This window comes from Cyclobacterium sp. SYSU L10401, from assembly GCF_010993705.1.
Lineage (GTDB): Bacteria > Bacteroidota > Bacteroidia > Cytophagales > Cyclobacteriaceae > Cyclobacterium.
In genome coordinates this window covers 510746-526502 of record NZ_WOFO01000004.1, presented here as the reverse complement: position 1 = coordinate 526502, position 15757 = coordinate 510746, and the positions used below count along the sequence as shown (strand labels likewise).

Genomic DNA, 15757 nt, shown 5'->3' with positions numbered 1-15757 from the left:
TTGTAGCGAACAACAATCAGGAAACGGTACTGGAGTTTGAGGAGGTTACTGTAACGGATGGTATATTGAATATATTGATGGATGCGAGTGCAAATAATGCTCAAGTTTGCGGTATCAGCATTGTTTCCAGTAATAAGGAGTCACAGGATATTACTAATCTAAGGGTAATTAACGAAGGAGTCGAGGACTCCCAATTGATGGAGGAGGAAATTCATGTTGGAGCTGAATTAATATCATTATATCCAAATCCTGCAAGTGAATTTATAAATATTGAATTGGGAGCTGATATACCACTATACGGGATTTATATTTACGATATGGCTGGTAGAATGGTACTTGAGCAAGATACAAGGCTAGATGATAATACCATTTTCACTATTCCGGTAGATTCTTTGTCGCAGGGTGTTTATATGGTGACTTTAATAGGAGAGAATGGAATTATTAAGCAAGTCAGGTTGATTATAAAATCTTAAAATATTTATATGAAAAATAAGTCATTATCTAGTATAAAATTAGTTAATTTATTTAAATGGAATTTTAATTTTTTTTATGAATAATTATTCCTGTTTTCGGATTAATATTTCTGTAAACCATAGTTATTATTTTCTCAGTCTATGTTATTTTTTTATCTCTTTTAATTCTTTTTCTCAAATTGAAAGCGATAAATCAACTGATATTGTTTCTAAAGTCGAAAATAGTGAAGTACTGTATCAATCACCCAAGGAAATTTGGAGGGTTAGTAATTATAAGACGGGTAAGAATCCCAATAAATTAACATTTGGTATTCGGTCTGGATTGAATGTATCTAACATGAATTTCAACAAAGGATATTCCTTTGGATATGACAATTTGGCACCTGTATGGAGATCAGGATTTCAAATTGGATTAATATTGGATATACCTTTGAATGATAGATTTTTGATCGCTCAGGAATATAGTTTATCAAGGGTAAGGGGGGCATTTTCTCCTGTGCCATTGTATCTGGCCATAGATTATCTTTCTATACCATTATTATTAAAGTACCGCATACTTCGAAACACTTCAATTATTTTTGGTCCTCATTTTGAATTGTTAATAGATGGTTTTGAAAATAATCAGGGTAAGGTAAATAATATATCAAAGACGACAGAGGAAAGAAGTGTTGGTTTGACTTTTGGGATAGAGATTTTATTCTCAAATCATATATTTTTTAATGGAAGATACATGCACGGTTTAAATGCTATTGGACTTTGGCAAAGAAATTCAAGAAGGGAATTCAAATACGAAATGTTTCAGATGTCGCTAGGGTATAGGTTTCAATAGGAAATGATTATTTATTTTGGCTTAGTTCATTTGAAAATGAAGGTCTTTGGCTCACCTCATGATACCTGATCACGTCTTTACCAAAATAATGCATCACCATGCTTTTTCGTGTTCTTTCAGGATCTATTACTTTACTTCCTCCATGTAATAGATTTGCATGCCAAATTAAAACATCTCCTTTTTTAGCAGTAAAATATTTTTTTTCGAATTTGTTTTCTGATAATATGGTATCAATTTTGTCTGAATATTTCTTTTTATAAGACTTTCCTAAAAGCCATTTATTTCCTCCGTGATCAAAATCGCCATTCATGATATAGTTTAATTTGTGGCTTCGAGGATAATAAAATAGTGGGCCGTTTTCCAGGTCAATATCTTCCAGCGCTATCCAGGCTGCTATTAAATAGCCATAGGGATAGGTTGTCATATGAATGAAATCCGAATGTGCGGGGTCTTCACTGCCTTTGAAGAAATTGACACTTTGGAAAAGAGAAATGGGGCAGCCCATTAATAATTCCAGAATTTTCTCCAATCGATCGGGACTTGCCATAGAGCGTAAGTCCTTACTGTGATCGACAGCAAACATCATTTTTCTTTCTTCCCGAATCTGCAACTTGTTGGACTTGGCTAATTCATTAATTTTTTCATTGATAAACTCCACCTCATTCTCAGAAAAAAAATCTTTTAAAAGCGCAAACCCTTCATTTGACCAGGAGAGTAATTCCTTTTTTATTCCTTCAGGCAATGCTTTAAATGACAATTTATTTGGAAGTTCATCCGCTGAATTAACCTTATCAAACAAAGGAAGGTTTTGAGATTCATTCCTCGGAAAATCTTTACTTGATATGGATTGAAAAAATTGCTTTTTCAGTCCATATTTCATATATAGCGGCTTCAAGTAAGATAATTTATTATGATTGAATAAATTATAAGCCTCAGTTAATATTTTGATTCTTTTTAAGGTATTTATCATGTGATGAGTACATATAGGTAAATTCAATTTTATTTCCGTATTCTAAATATAAATATTTTTATTAAATATTCATATTTTATTTTATAAAATAAACAAATAGCTATATTTTATTTTACATTTAATAGTAATTATAATTTTTTATTTTTGATTGATTATAAAACAATATCGTTTTTTTAATCTATTTTAATTATATAATAAATTTAAATAGGTATGTATATTTATTTTTTTACAATAAAAATTTGATAAAAAGTAATTAAAAGTATATTTTAATTACCTAATCAATCAAGTTTAAAGCTTGGGTAGTGGAATACTTTTTCCTGTATTTAAAAAGCAAAAAAAACGTTAAAAAATTACGATACATCTTAATTTTTCTTATATTGCTTATTGTTATCTAAATGATGTTAGGTTTTAAAACATCGATAAAATTGAGAAAAGAATTAATAATTTATTCTTGCTCCCAGAGTTGATTAATTGGATTTTTTTAATAAAAAACTATTTAATTTATATATGTAAATTGTTTGTTTTATTAAGGATGGTTTAAATTAATTGTCATGCAGAAGAGGGTTTTACTGATTGGATATAATTTTTCTCCGGAACCGACTGGTATTGGTAAATACAATGGAGAAATGATCCAGTGGTTAGCTGCCAAAGGGTATGACTGTTCAGTCGTGACGACCTATCCTTATTACCCTTTTTGGAAAGTTCAGGCCCCTTATGTAAAACAAAGATTTTGGTACCAAACGGAAAAGGAATCCTTTCCATCAGGAGGTAATATTACCATTTACAGGTGCCCGATGTATGTTCCTTCTCTACCAACAGGGAAAAAAAGAATAATCCTCGATATTTCCTTTTTTATTTCGTCATTTTTCAGGCTGATATCATTGATGTTTCAATCAAGGTTTGATCATGTGATAGCAGTTGCACCTTCTTTTAATTTTGGCTTGTTAGGTTTTTTTGTCCAAAAAATTCATGGTGCTAAATTTTCCTATCATATTCAGGACTTACAAATTGAAGCAGCTCGGGATCTGAATATGGTTAAATCTGATTTTTTCATAAAAATGCTTTTGGCCGTTGAAAGGTTTATTTTAAATAAAGCGGACTATGTGAGTTCAATTTCGCCTTCGATGATTGCAAAAATTAATAGTAAATGTAAAAAGCCAATCTTTCTCTTTCCAAATTGGGTTAATACTGATTTTTTCAGACCCTTATCAGAGAAAGACAAAATTAAACAAGAATTTGGCTATTCTCCGGAAGACAAAATAGTTTTGTATTCAGGATCAATAGGTGAAAAGCAAGGGTTAGACCAAATTATCAATACCGGTCATTCTTTAAAGCACATAAAGAATCTTCATTTTTTAATTTGTGGTTCAGGTCCCTTTTTGGATAAACTAATGAAAATGAAAATTGAATTGAAGCTCGAAAATGTAAAATTTCTACCCCTTCAGCCCTTGTTTAAGTTTGTTAAAATTTTAAATATGGCTGATGTTCATTTAGTAATCCAAAAGTTCAGCACTTCAGATTTGATGCTTCCTTCCAAGCTTACCAGTATATGGGCTGTTGGGGGCGTTCCCTTAGTGACGACCATGCCGGGTTCCCAATTGTACCGTACCATCAATAACTTTAAAATTGGTATCATAATAGATCGGGACGACCAGGAAGCTCTTAATCAAGGGATTAAAAATGCAATTGAACAAAATTGGAATGAAATTTCTTTAAATTCCCGCCGGTTCGCTGAAGATCATTTGTCAATCAATGGCATAATGGATCGTTTTGAAAACCAGATTTTAAAGGGAGATTTTCAAAGGGAGATGGTAAATGGGCTGGTTAGCCAAAATGAATTCGCAAAAGGCTGATCACTTCGAAAGTATCACCGGATAAATTTCCCACCTAGGTTCCCAACCAATTTTTAAGTGCGGCCGTCTTCTCTGTACTGCTGATGCATTCTTTACCGCATGGCGGTTGCAGGTCCAGCTTTATTCGGCTGCGGGAATAGGCATGCATCTGATGGATCGCATCTACCTGTACCATAAAGCTTCTATTCACCCGAAAAAATTGCTCCGGATCAATCCCTTCCTGCAATTGGTCTAGTGTTTCGTCCAGTACGTATTTACTGCCCGATTTGTCGACCAGGTATACGGCCTTGTTTTCCGCAAAAAAATAGGCGACCTCCGATATACCGATGGATTTAATCGTATTGCCATATGCAACCAAAAAACGCTTCCGGTAGGGCGATTCTCCCTTTCGGATTTGGGCCAGTAGCGCATCCAGGGAAGCTACCTGTATCCCAGAGGCCTGTATGGATTTTAACTTTTGCAGGCTCGCTTCCAATGCCTCCTGCCCGATGGGCTTTAGCAGGTAGGCAATGCCATTGACCTGAAAAGCCCTTAGCGCATATTCGTCGTAAGCGGTCGTAAAGATGACCGGGCAGCTTACCCGCACCTGCTCAAAAATCTCAAAGCCCGAGCCATCTGCCAGGTGAATGTCCAGAAAGATAAGTTCAGGTTGGTGATTTTTTAGAAAATCTACCGCTGCGCTTACCGAATCAACTATAGCCTGTACCCGGATATCCGGAGTGATCTGTTGAAGCATTCGTTCCAGCCGGTCCGCAGCCAACTTTTCATCTTCTACTAGTAGGGTGTTGTACATGGTTGATCAATCAGATTCAGGAATCAGAGGAATTTCAGCATAGAAATACCCCTCTTTTTTATAAAATTTAGCTTCTTTGTTTACTACCAATTGCAGCCGCTGCGCCATATTCCGCAGACCTGTTTGGGTTGATGCAGCAGGGTAACTCCTTTTTTGGAGGTTATTGCGCACCAATAACGTGTCATTTTGTATCTCAAGAAGGATGACAAGGGGACGGTCTTTCAAAATAACGTTGTGCTTGATGGCATTTTCTACCAGGTTTTGCAAAATTAAAGGTGGAATATGGTAACGGTCCAGGTGTTTTTCCAGTTGTTGCTCAAACTTCAGGTGCTCGCCAAATCGGATTTTAAGCAGGTAAACAAATGAAGATACAAAGTCCATTTCCTCCCTGAGCGAAACAAAATTCCGGTCTTTCACTTCCAGCACGTACCTGTAAATGCGGGCAAATTCCTGCACGAATTTTTCCGCCTTTACCGGATCCACAGGAATCAGGGCAGCAAGGCTGTTCAAGCTGTTAAACAGGAAGTGGGGGTTGACCTGGTTTTTCAGGCTTTCAAATTGCAAACGTGCAGCTGTTTTTTTTAGTCGTTCACTTTCCAGCAGGGAGGATTTCCAGAGATCAAAATAGAAAATGGTTTCATATACGATGGCAATTACAGCTGTGATAAACAAGCCCATAAGCAGGATGTGCAAATGATAATCCCACTCGTAAGGTGCCCAGCCTACCAAATGTAATAGGGAGGTTACTGTTGTTCCACCAAGAATGGTGTAGCCTATGGAAAGCCCGATTTGAGTAAATATTCGTCTTCTGGTTTGTTGCATAAGCGGATATCGCTCCCTGACCCATCCCACCAATTGGTAATTTCCTTCCCAGAAAACGAAGGTGAATAGCATATTGACCAGTACCAGGGGCCAGAACTCCTCCATAGGTTGCATGATGGCCAGCAGGAAGGCAAGACCCAGCATCAACAGGTACCGGTCATAGGGAGCTTTTAATTTCATTTTACATGCAGCTTTGGTGGCAATATAACCAAAGCTATTGGTTAAAAGGTAAGCCTGTATTGTGGAATTGGGAAAATACCCAATTGATAACTATTCACAACAGATTCGGTAATGGGGTTAAAGGTTTGCCGGAATAAATTTTGGTGATTGGTCAGGTTTTGAATGTCCAGCGACCATTCATGTGTGAGGTTTTTCTTATTTACCCGGTAATTTATTTTAAGGTCAGAGCGGAAATAATCCGGATTTTTTACTGAAAAAGCCCGGTTCTCCTGATAGACGGCTTGATTCTCCATGATGCTTCGTTCCAAATCTATGGGAGTAATGTATTGTCCTCCCGCAAAGGTAATTTTGAAGTCCAGGGACAAAATGCGATTCGGGTTTCCTATTTGCCATTCCTTGCCCAGTAACCCATTCAAAACATATTGGCTGTTGAAAGCGGTATTTCTCCACTGTTCGTCGCTTCCCCTATACCTGGAATCAAACAGGGACGTGGTAAGTAAAAAATACGAACCCTCACTAAATTGTTTTTCAAGGGTAAGCTCCAGTCCGTAATTTCTTCCCCTACCGCGATTGGTCAGGCTGTCTACATCCGGAATCCCAAAATCCGCTCCTGCATTCAACATGGAAAAACTACTTGAACTCTCTTCCACCGCAATTCCATACAAATGCTGGTAATAAATTTCTGATTTGAGATGAATATCGGGGCTTATCTGATACCGATATCCGGCCACAAAGTGATGGGATTTGGTGAAATCCAAATTTTTATTGGTCCTGATAAGGTCTTGATTTAAATCCTCAGATTCTAGAAAATAAACCGGCAAGGGCTGCAATTGGCTGTGTAATCCATAACCCAGGCTAAAAGTACTTCTTTGGTTTTGTTCAAAGGACAGCCCAACCCTGGGCTCTACCTGTTGGATATTGTTCAGGATGAAGTTTTGGTAGTGAACACCTATATTGGCTCTGACCCTTTGGTCAAAGCGGTGCTGCCATTGCAGGTGAGCTTGGAGCAGTCCGGAAGAACCGGTTTCATTTCTCAAATCCTGAAAACGATCTTCTTCTACCTGGTACAAGCTGTCCCGCAGATTGAACTTCAGGTAGTCGTAATTCATGCCCATTCGAAAATTGTTTTTATTATCTACCTTCCGGTGTACTTCGTATTGTGCCCGTATTTTGCTCAATCCGTAATGGTTGCGGTAAAGCGGAACAGGTGTTCTGTTTTCAAGGCTCAATGAATCTACCCGGTTTCCTGAAAAACTATGGTCTGCAGACAGGGTGATTACGCCAAAAGTTTCGGGATCATAATATTGTGTGTGGTTGATGCCAATGACACCCATTTTGGCGCGGTTGTAGATGTTTTGGGACATTTCAGAGTACAAATCTGTAGTACTGCTATCTGATTCCGATCCAAGCAGGTCAATGTTACTTTTACCGCCCAGGGCAAAAAGGGAGAATCTCCCCATTTTATCGGTTGGAAGATCCACTTTCATGGAAAAATCCTGATAATAGGGTACCGCATCCCCTGTACCGGCAGAAAATCCCACTTCCTGCATCATGGCGATAGTTGAATAACGATAGTTTAACAGGTAAGATGCCCGCTTTCCTTCTACCAGAGGTCCTTCTGCACCCAGTTCAATTCCATTGAATCCCATTTGTACCAAATACTCCCTCCTGTAGGCATTTCCTTTCCTTAAATTAAGGTCAAATACTCCTGCCGTTGCATTTCCATACGCAGCAGGAAATGCACCCGTGATAAAATCACTTTTATCCAGGAGGTTGCTGTTCAGGATACTTACCGGTCCCCCCGTCGTGCCCATGGCTCCGAAATGGTTGGGATTGGGGATATCTACTCCCTCCAATCGCCACAATACACCTGTGGGTGAATTGCCCCGGATGATGATATCGTTTCGGGAATCATTGGCTCCACTCACACCGGCAAAATTTTGTGCCATACGGGCAGGGTCATTTCTGCTGCCGGCAAATCGATTGGTAGCCTCCATGTCAAATCCCCTGGCAGAAACAGTGGCCATTTCATTTTGTGCTTCCCGGGAGTCTCCCCTGGCCTGAACCACCACTTCCTCCATTTGTTCCAGGTTTTCCTGTAATTGTATGGTCAATACTACTTCCTTCCCGCTGGTAATGGGGATTTCCCGAAGAGTAGTAGATTCATATCCCAGAAAACTGACCCGAATTGTCGCCCTTCCAGCGGGTACCTGCTCCAGCATAAAGCCGCCCTCCAGATCCGTAGCGGTTCCTATCAGAGGGTCAGTATCCAGGATCCTAACCGAAGCACCGGGTAAAGGTGATTGACTTACCATATCCAGTACGGTTCCCCGTACTGTTTGGGTATACGCTTTTTTTTCCTGTGCAGTGGCCCAATGGCTCAGGCTCAACAGCATCATTAATGTAATCAGTTTGTGTCTCATGTCATTTGTGGTTATCATGCAGGCAAAGTAACGGCAGGAGCAGGCTGGGTGAAAATCAAGTTGGACAGACCCGTTTAGATCGGCGATGAATCCGTATATTTCCTGGATGATAGTATCAGGGAGATGTACTGCCCATTTCTGACAGTTCATTTGGTTTGAATAAATCGTAATAAAATATGTTAACCCTTGCTTCGACCTGGTTAATTACCGCTGATTACCTGTTTCTGGTGTTGCATACCACACTTATCGGCTTTAATTTGTTCGGTTGGATGGTGAGAAAGTGGTGTAAAATTCATTTACTGACGATTGGGCTTACTTTTTTGTCCTGGTTCCTGTTGGGGATCTGGTATGGATGGGGTTATTGTTTCCTAACCGATTGGCACTGGCAGGTTTTGAGGCAACTGGGGGAGAAAAATCTACCCAATTCCTATATCAGTTACCTGTTCAGTAGGTTTTTTGGAATGCTTCCTCCTGCCGCCTGGGTGGATTTCTTTACTGTTGCGCTTGCTCTGCTGGCTTTGATCGCTTCGGTTTGGGTTAATTTTTTTAAAACCAAAAGGTGAAAAAGTCTTTGGGTATCAGGAAGTCTAACCAGGGTTAGGTATTGGTTTTTCCGAATATCGGTAAAGACTCAAAAAGCCAAAAAATAGTTGTACCTGAGCAGAATAGGTTTATTCCACGAACAGGGAGCTGTAATGGCCCCTGATTTCAGGTTCATTGAATGAAAAGTGAGGTACCGGAGTTGGATTGATCCAGCAGTTAAAATTGCAATTAATTGCTAAGTACTGATAAACAAGCCTCCTGACAATTCCGACAAGCCTTGGCGCAATGCTGGCAGTGTGCATGCTCATGTTTTTCGCATTCATCGGCACATGCCCCACATAACCTGGTACAAAATTTCAGCAATTCATCCAGAGGACCGAAAGACATGGACATCAGCTTTGCTGTAGTACTGCAGGTTTCCGCACAGGCCCTGTCGGTCCGTATACAGTCCACCATGTGTGAAACATTATCTTCGTCCAAACATGCGTCAGCACAGTGATTACAAGCCATGGCACATTCGTTGAGGATTTTGACTAATTCAGAATTTTTCATGGTAAATACATTTTGAATTTGATTGTTATTAAGTTCAAAACCAAAAATCATGCCTTATTCAAAACCGAGATAAACCCAAAGACAGGCTTTTATCTGCCAAAATCCGTATAGGCTTTTAATGCAATCTTGCCAATGGCGGCCTCTGCCTCTTCCATTGATTGGAAATTTTCCACAAAAACAGACAATATTAATGGTTTATCTCCCAGTATCAAACCTGCGTCACCGCGCACATAATCCAGGGTTCCTGTTTTATGGGCTACAATTGTATCGGTTGGCAAGCGGCTAGGGATCGTACTATTGTCTGCACATCCTTTGAGCCAATGCATGATTTCCTCCTTTGATGCTTCCTTCAGCCATGCGCCATTCCAAAGATTCAAAAGTATTTCGTTGATTTCCTTTGGGCTGGTATAATTTTGTCTTCCCGCCTCAATGGCTTTAAAATCCATCATGAAGCGATTCAGTTGGGTGGCTTTATAACCATGCTTGCTAAGCCATTGTTGAATGTAGTCCATTCCAATTGTTCGAATTAGGATATTGGTTGCAGTGTTGTCGCTGATACGGATCATTTCTTCCGCCAGGTAACGAAAAGTAAGCCTGGAACCTTCCGGAAGGTGCTGCATTTCTCCTGCTCCTCCCACCTTATCAGATGCCTGCAGGGTATAAAGGGAATCCAGGTTGACCGCTTCATTTTCCACTTTCTCCATGAGGGCAATCAAAATGGGGATTTTGATGATGCTGGCAGATGGAATGCTTTTATCGGAATTTTGCTGGAAGAGGATATCTCCAGTTTCATTTTGAACCTGCAGGGAAATCTGCAGGTAATCCGGAAATTGCTCCATAAAATCGGGCCATTCCTCCTGGGCCTGGCAAAACAGGGCAAAACCCGGGAAACTCAGCAACAAGAAAAATAAGGATTTTATACCTGAGGAATTGATCATTATGAAGTAGGGGCTAAATGGCAGGATAGGTATAGGTAGATTGCAGGCCTAAAGGTATGCCTAAAGCCCAGTAAATTAACAGGAATACCGTCCAAATGAGCAGTAAGTACAAAGAATAGGGCAGCATCAGGGATACCAGCGTGCCTATACCGGTTTTCTTAACATATCGTTGACAGAAAATGACTACCAGGGGAAAATAGGGCAGTAAGGGGGTAATGATATTGGAAACCGAATCCCCTACCCGGTAGGCCGCTTGTGTAAGGTCTGGAGATATCCCCAACTGCATCAACATGGGGACAAAAATCGGACTGATCAAAGCCCATTTTGCAGAAGCGGAACCTACCAGAAGGTTTACAAAGGCACTTAAAAAAACAATGCCTACTACTGTCACCTGAGGAGGAAGCTGTAAACTTTGAAGAAAAGAAGCTCCTTTCAGGGCAGTCATTGAACCGATATTGGATTGGGTAAAGGCATCTATAAAGAGAGCACAGAAAAAAGCCATCACGATGTAATTTGCCATGCCTCCCATGGCTTTGCTCATGGAGGCGACCACATCTTTTGAATTTTTGTAATTGCCGGACATGAAACCAAAAATTATTCCGGGAACCCAAAAAACCAGGAAGATCAGTGGTACAATGGATTGCATCAGTGGTGCCGAAATAGAGGTTATTTCTCCCGATACATCCCGCAAGCTAGAGCCATCCGGATAAGCCCAGAAAAACAGCCCTGCCAGGCCCAGGAGCATCACTAGGCTGGCCATTTTAAAAGCTTTTCTTTCTTTCGTTTGCAAGGGTTCCATGGTAGGAACATCTGAAAGGTCCTGGTCTACCGGATTATTCCTGTTTAATCGTGGTTCAATGATACGATCTGTCAGGTACCAGCCCACTCCGATGACGACCACACTGGAAAGTCCCGTAAAAAAAATGTTATTTAAAGGGTTGAGGCTGATATTCGGATCAATGATCCTGGCTGCGGATTGGGTAAAGCCTTGCAGTAGCGGGTCTATAGCGGATGGAATAAAATTGGCACTGAAACCACCCGATACCCCCGCAAAAGTGGCTGCAATCCCTGCCAGGGGATGCCTCCCGGCTGCATAAAAAATGACTCCGCCCAGAGGAATTACCAGTACATATCCGGCATCAGCCGCTGTATGGCTGACGATAGCTACCAAAACCAATATAGGCGTTAGCAGGCTTTTTGGGGTAAAACCCAACAGGTACTTCAAACCGGCTGGAATAAATCCGGAATATTCTGCTACCCCCACACCCAACATGGCCAGCAATACTACACCCAAGGGAGGGAAACTGATGAAAACGGTGATCATACGGGACAGAAAATCCGCCATTTTTTCACCCGTCAGCAGGTTTTGAACAAATAGTTTTTCTCCCGTTCTGGGATCAAGTTCGCCAAAGTCTACCGGTGCCAGCAAAGCGGAAAGCAACCAGGTAAACAACAACAGGAATAAAAATAAAATGGCAGGGTCCGGGAGCTTGTTACCTGCTTTTTCAATAGCATTTAGGAAGCGATCCAGCAGGCTGTTTTTTTGTAAGTTATCGTTCATTTTCTGTTTTATAGAAAACCAAAAATAATAATCTGCGGCACATTTACCGGAGCCTGAGGTAAAAAATTATAAGATAATTCAATCAAGCCGGGTAAGCTATCCTGGTCTTGGAAAAAGGTAGTTCCCGCTAACCCTTGTTTTTTTCATAGTGACCAGAATAAAATTGAGAGGTTAGGTGTGCAGGTTATAAGTAGGGAATGAGTTATAAGCAGCGAATGATAAACTAATAAGTGCCGACGTAGTCCTCGAAAAGGGCTTTAAATGTTTCCTCCAAATTGGGCGAAAGGCCCGAATGTGGTCGGGAGGTTTGAATCATAGAACTTCTTACGGCTGTCAGCCAACGGAAACGTGAAGCGGTATTTTGCGAAGCAATGGGGCTGGCTGCTTTCTCACCTTTACAAATCCGGATAAAGGCATTCAAATGATCTTGTATGGTTTCCGGATCCGCATCCGGATCAAGGGCTTGCAATTTGGTTTTATCCAGGTGGGTGGAGCATTTTAAAAATTGTTGTTGTATGGAGCACAGGATTATTCCGACATTGATAAATTCCTCCTTCTCCACCCGGGGCACTACCCGGACGATGGCGTATTCATACAAGTGCTTTTCTGGCATTTTGTATTGCATGACCTGTACCGTTCGGAGTGCTAATTCATTCATTTTTCTGTGGCCATGGGACGGTTGTTCCTGGACCATTCACTCCAGGAGCCTACATATAATTTGGGGATTTCCATGCCTGCATGGGCTAAAGCAAGTAAAGTATGGCAGGCAGTTACTCCAGACCCACAATGAATGATGGTACGGTCGGCGGATTTTTCCAGTAGGGTTTCATATTTCTTTTTTAATACCTCAGCAGGTAAAAATTTCCCTGACTCATCCAGGTTTTCTGAAAATGGAATATTGACTGCGCCTGGAATATGGCCTGCTACCAGATCTATGGGTTCTGAAATACCCCGGTATCTATTGGTTTCCCGTACATCTATGACCATTTTATTATTGTTCTTAGTCGCTTTTTCTACCTCCTCCATATCTGCCAGAGGTAATTGCCAATCCTTTGCCGGATAGGGAGCAGTGGGTTTGGGACTTTCGTTTTGGTGACAGGTAGGAAGGCCAGCTTTTTCAGCCGCTGCTTTTCCACCATCCAATACCTGCACCTTGTCATGACCCAGGGCCTTAAGCATCCACCAAAACCGTGCAGCAGACATGCCCCCATTTTTGTCGTCATAGACCACTACATGGCTTTCAAGACCTATGCCCAATGCTCCAAGTGTTTTTCCGAATGCATCGGGTTCCGGAAGGGGATGGCGTCCTCCCGCTGAGGCATCCTCCCGGATATGAGACAACTGCTGGTTGAGATCTACGTGTAGGGCACCTTTGAGGTGCCCGGACAGGTACTTTTCCCGGTCAAAGCTGGCATCAATTAATACCAGATTTGGATCTCCCATTAAGTTTAGCAGTTCTTCGGCAGAGATTAGGGGTGCTTTTGATATCATAAAAGGAATAGTTTTAGGTGGTTAAAGGAATAAAAGCTCAAATATAAAGGCAAAAGCTTAGTATTTGCGGTAAATGTTGGAAAAAAGATGTTGCAGAACTCATTTGCTCCTGGAATTTTTCAGCCTTTAAAATAAATCAAAATAACTTTTGAAAATGAAGGGCCTTTTCTATATTTGCCTCAACTTATGAAAAAAACGATTCAAATCTGGTGGTGGCTTACTTACTTCTTTTAGAGGGAGCACAGCTAACCATTGCCCAAATTTGATAAAACAAATATACTTAGGCTTGCTGGACTCCCGGCAAGCCTTTTTTTATGCAAAACTCAGTCGATGAAACCAATTAAAATCAAAACCCGGTACAAAAAATTGCTGGCAGATACCATCACTCCGGTGAGTATTTACCTGCAAATTCGCGACAGGTATAACAATACCATCCTTCTGGAAAGTTCTGATTATCATGGCAATGAAAACAGCTATTCCTATATTTGCTGTGAACCTATGGCTTCTTTTTCTCTGATTAAAGGGGAAATAAGAACCTCGCTGCCAGGTCAGAAGACTTCCTTCAGAAAGCCTGACAAGGAGGAGAAAATAATGGACGCACTCAGGAGCTTTTCCAATAACTTTCAGGAGGATCAGCTAGATTTTAAATTCATCACCAATGGACTTTTTGGCTATATTCAGTATGATGCGGTCAATTATTTTGAGGATATCAGCCTTCGACACACCCAGGACTCGGAAGTTCCCTTGATCCACTATGCTGTTTATAAAAATATGATTGTGGTGGACCATTTCAAAAATGAATTACACATTTTTGAACATTATCTGGAGGGAGAACCTGGTGAATCCGGTATTCCCAAAATAGAAATGATCCTCAACAATAAAAACCTTCCAAGCTATGATTTCCAATTGGAGGGAGAGATAAGTTCCAACTACACCGATCCGGAATTTCTGGACATTCTGGCCCAGGGTAGGGACCATTGCTTCAGGGGAGATGTATTTCAGATCGTGCTTTCCCGCACCTTTTCTACCGGATTTAAGGGGGATGAATTCAATGTTTATAGGGCTTTACGTTCGATCAACCCTTCCCCTTACCTGTTTTATTTTGATTATGGCTCTCACAAAATTTTTGGCAGCAGCCCTGAAGCCCAAATCGTTGTCAAAGGAAGCAAGGCTACCATTTACCCCATTGCCGGGACGTTTAAACGAACCGGAAATGATGAGGCAGATGCCAAATTGGCTGTGAAGTTATATGATGATCCCAAAGAAAATTCAGAACATGTGATGTTGGTGGATCTGGCGAGAAATGACCTCAGTCGATCCTCCGTAAAGGTGAAGGTGGAGGTTTTTAAAGAAATCCAATATTACTCCCATGTCATTCACCTGGTTTCGAAGGTGACGGGAGAACTTCCCGAAGGGGCCAACCCCCTACAGCTGGTAGCCGATACTTTTCCTGCTGGTACCTTATCAGGAGCGCCTAAGTACCGGGCCATGGAATTGATCGATGGCCTGGAAAATTGTTCCCGAAAGTTTTATGGGGGTGCCATCGGGTTTTTAGGGTTCAATGGTGATTTCAACCATGCCATCCTGATCCGGTCTTTTGTGTCTGAAAATAACCGGCTTCGCTTTCAGGCCGGGGCGGGAGTGGTGGCCAAATCTTCCATCGAAAGTGAGTTGCAGGAAGTAAGCAACAAGTTGGAAGCCCTGAGAGTGGCCCTTAAGTCAGCAGAGGGCATTTAGATTTTTACAAGTAAACGATTAACCGATGAAAATACTGGTACTGGACAATTACGATTCTTTCACTTATAATCTGGTCTATATTATCCGGGATCTTGGCTATGCCCCGGATATCTACAGGAATGATAAAATAAGCCTGAAAGAAGTAGATAATTATGATAAAATATTGCTTTCTCCTGGCCCAGGGATTCCCTCCGAGGCAGGAATCATGCCGGAATTGATAAAGGAATATGCTCCATCTAAGGATATCCTCGGCATTTGCCTGGGCCATCAGGCCATTGGAGAGGCCTTTGGAGGAGGGCTGATCAACCTTACTGAGGTAGTACATGGAGTGGCTTCCAAAGTAAGGATACAACCAGACCCCTTGTTTGAAGGGGTTCCGGAGTTTTTTACCGTCGGCAGGTATCACAGTTGGGTCATAGATGAAACGCTGTTTCCGGCAGTATTAGAAGTGATTGCCAAAACACCGGATGGACAGATCATGGCAGTAAGACATAAAAAATACCGGGTGAAAGGCCTGCAGTTTCATCCGGAAAGCATCCTTACCGAACATGGGGTGCAGATTATCAAAAATTGGATTGAAGGAGCTTAAATC

General features: G+C 41.1%; 14 protein-coding genes. 6 read left to right on the top strand and 8 right to left on the bottom strand.

Features of this window, described 5'->3' with window-relative positions; genetic code table 11:
* Both GL182_RS12810 and GL182_RS12805 read left to right on the top strand, forming a co-directional pair.
* Nucleotides 1–473 (top strand): T9SS type A sorting domain-containing protein (locus GL182_RS12810; RefSeq protein ID WP_163380057.1); only part of this gene is annotated, 473 nt, incomplete at its 5' end.
* Nucleotides 474–549: 76 nt separating this feature from the next.
* Nucleotides 550–1302 carry a porin family protein gene (locus GL182_RS12805; RefSeq protein ID WP_163380056.1) on the top strand — a complete coding sequence of 251 codons (753 nt, stop codon included), beginning with the start codon at nt 550–552 and terminating at the stop codon, nt 1300–1302.
* A gap of 7 nt (nt 1303–1309) precedes the next feature.
* Here GL182_RS12805 and GL182_RS12800 read toward each other — a convergent pair whose 3' ends face one another.
* On the bottom strand, nt 1310–2272 hold the full coding sequence (locus GL182_RS12800; RefSeq protein WP_163380055.1) for a phytanoyl-CoA dioxygenase family protein: 963 nt from the start codon (nt 2270–2272) through the stop codon (nt 1310–1312).
* A 551-nt stretch (nt 2273–2823) separates the two neighbouring features.
* Between GL182_RS12800 and GL182_RS12795 the strand changes: the two genes are divergently transcribed.
* Nucleotides 2824–4125 (top strand): WcaI family glycosyltransferase, encoded by a 1302-nt coding sequence (locus GL182_RS12795; RefSeq protein WP_163380054.1) that lies wholly within the window; start codon nt 2824–2826, stop codon nt 4123–4125.
* Nucleotides 4126–4159: 34 nt separating this feature from the next.
* Here GL182_RS12795 and GL182_RS12790 read toward each other — a convergent pair whose 3' ends face one another.
* From GL182_RS12790 to GL182_RS12780, 3 genes are read right to left on the bottom strand one after another with little or no spacing between them, the layout of a single operon-like run.
* On the bottom strand, nt 4160–4918 hold the full coding sequence (locus GL182_RS12790; RefSeq protein WP_163380053.1) for a LytR/AlgR family response regulator transcription factor: 759 nt from the start codon (nt 4916–4918) through the stop codon (nt 4160–4162).
* A gap of 6 nt (nt 4919–4924) precedes the next feature.
* Nucleotides 4925–5920, bottom strand: a complete 996-nt coding sequence (locus GL182_RS12785; RefSeq protein ID WP_163380052.1) for a sensor histidine kinase — start codon at nt 5918–5920, stop codon at nt 4925–4927.
* A 41-nt stretch (nt 5921–5961) separates the two neighbouring features.
* The gene (locus GL182_RS12780; protein WP_163380051.1) at nt 5962–8343 is read right to left on the bottom strand and encodes a carboxypeptidase-like regulatory domain-containing protein; all 2382 of its coding nucleotides are present in this window, start codon (nt 8341–8343) and stop codon (nt 5962–5964) included.
* A gap of 176 nt (nt 8344–8519) precedes the next feature.
* Between GL182_RS12780 and GL182_RS12775 the strand changes: the two genes are divergently transcribed.
* Nucleotides 8520–8906, top strand: coding sequence for a DUF2784 family protein (locus tag GL182_RS12775; RefSeq protein ID WP_163380050.1), 387 nt, complete (start codon nt 8520–8522; stop codon nt 8904–8906).
* A 621-nt stretch (nt 8907–9527) separates the two neighbouring features.
* Here the strand turns inward: GL182_RS12775 and GL182_RS12770 are convergent.
* The 4 genes from GL182_RS12770 to GL182_RS12755 form a co-directional block, all read right to left on the bottom strand.
* Nucleotides 9528–10376 carry a serine hydrolase gene (locus tag GL182_RS12770; RefSeq protein WP_163380049.1) on the bottom strand — a complete coding sequence of 283 codons (849 nt, stop codon included), beginning with the start codon at nt 10374–10376 and terminating at the stop codon, nt 9528–9530.
* 13 nt (nt 10377–10389) lie between these two features.
* On the bottom strand, nt 10390–11937 hold the full coding sequence (locus GL182_RS12765) for an AbgT family transporter (protein ID WP_163380048.1): 1548 nt from the start codon (nt 11935–11937) through the stop codon (nt 10390–10392).
* Between the two features lie 223 nt (nt 11938–12160).
* Entirely contained in the window at nt 12161–12595 is a 435-nt protein-coding gene (locus GL182_RS12760; RefSeq protein WP_240469820.1) for a DUF3037 domain-containing protein, read from the bottom strand.
* Nucleotides 12592–13428 (bottom strand): sulfurtransferase, encoded by an 837-nt coding sequence (locus GL182_RS12755; RefSeq protein ID WP_163380047.1) that lies wholly within the window; start codon nt 13426–13428, stop codon nt 12592–12594. Before GL182_RS12755 ends, GL182_RS12760 begins: the two co-directional genes overlap by 4 nt.
* A 330-nt stretch (nt 13429–13758) precedes the next feature.
* Between GL182_RS12755 and GL182_RS12750 the strand changes: the two genes are divergently transcribed.
* Both GL182_RS12750 and GL182_RS12745 read left to right on the top strand, forming a co-directional pair.
* The gene (locus GL182_RS12750; protein ID WP_163380046.1) at nt 13759–15165 is read left to right on the top strand and encodes an anthranilate synthase component I family protein; all 1407 of its coding nucleotides are present in this window, start codon (nt 13759–13761) and stop codon (nt 15163–15165) included.
* A 25-nt stretch (nt 15166–15190) separates the two neighbouring features.
* On the top strand, nt 15191–15754 hold the full coding sequence (locus GL182_RS12745) for an anthranilate synthase component II (protein ID WP_163380045.1): 564 nt from the start codon (nt 15191–15193) through the stop codon (nt 15752–15754).
* Nucleotides 15755–15757: the final 3 nt, after the last annotated feature.

Excerpts from the sequence above, each read along its gene's own strand:
- GL182_RS12805 (WP_163380056.1), top strand. The coding sequence starts at position 550 with ATGAATAATTATTCCTGTTTTCGGATTAATATTTCTGTAAACCATAGT.
- GL182_RS12800 (WP_163380055.1), bottom strand. The coding sequence starts at position 2,272 with ATGATAAATACCTTAAAAAGAATCAAAATATTAACTGAGGCTTATAAT.
- GL182_RS12795 (WP_163380054.1), top strand. The coding sequence starts at position 2,824 with ATGCAGAAGAGGGTTTTACTGATTGGATATAATTTTTCTCCGGAACCG.
- GL182_RS12790 (WP_163380053.1), bottom strand. The coding sequence starts at position 4,918 with ATGTACAACACCCTACTAGTAGAAGATGAAAAGTTGGCTGCGGACCGG.
- GL182_RS12785 (WP_163380052.1), bottom strand. The coding sequence starts at position 5,920 with ATGAAATTAAAAGCTCCCTATGACCGGTACCTGTTGATGCTGGGTCTT.
- GL182_RS12780 (WP_163380051.1), bottom strand. The coding sequence starts at position 8,343 with ATGAGACACAAACTGATTACATTAATGATGCTGTTGAGCCTGAGCCAT.
- GL182_RS12775 (WP_163380050.1), top strand. The coding sequence starts at position 8,520 with ATGTTAACCCTTGCTTCGACCTGGTTAATTACCGCTGATTACCTGTTT.
- GL182_RS12770 (WP_163380049.1), bottom strand. The coding sequence starts at position 10,376 with ATGATCAATTCCTCAGGTATAAAATCCTTATTTTTCTTGTTGCTGAGT.
- GL182_RS12765 (WP_163380048.1), bottom strand. The coding sequence starts at position 11,937 with ATGAACGATAACTTACAAAAAAACAGCCTGCTGGATCGCTTCCTAAAT.
- GL182_RS12760 (WP_240469820.1), bottom strand. The coding sequence starts at position 12,595 with ATGAATGAATTAGCACTCCGAACGGTACAGGTCATGCAATACAAAATG.
- GL182_RS12755 (WP_163380047.1), bottom strand. The coding sequence starts at position 13,428 with ATGATATCAAAAGCACCCCTAATCTCTGCCGAAGAACTGCTAAACTTA.
- GL182_RS12750 (WP_163380046.1), top strand. The coding sequence starts at position 13,759 with ATGAAACCAATTAAAATCAAAACCCGGTACAAAAAATTGCTGGCAGAT.
- GL182_RS12745 (WP_163380045.1), top strand. The coding sequence starts at position 15,191 with ATGAAAATACTGGTACTGGACAATTACGATTCTTTCACTTATAATCTG.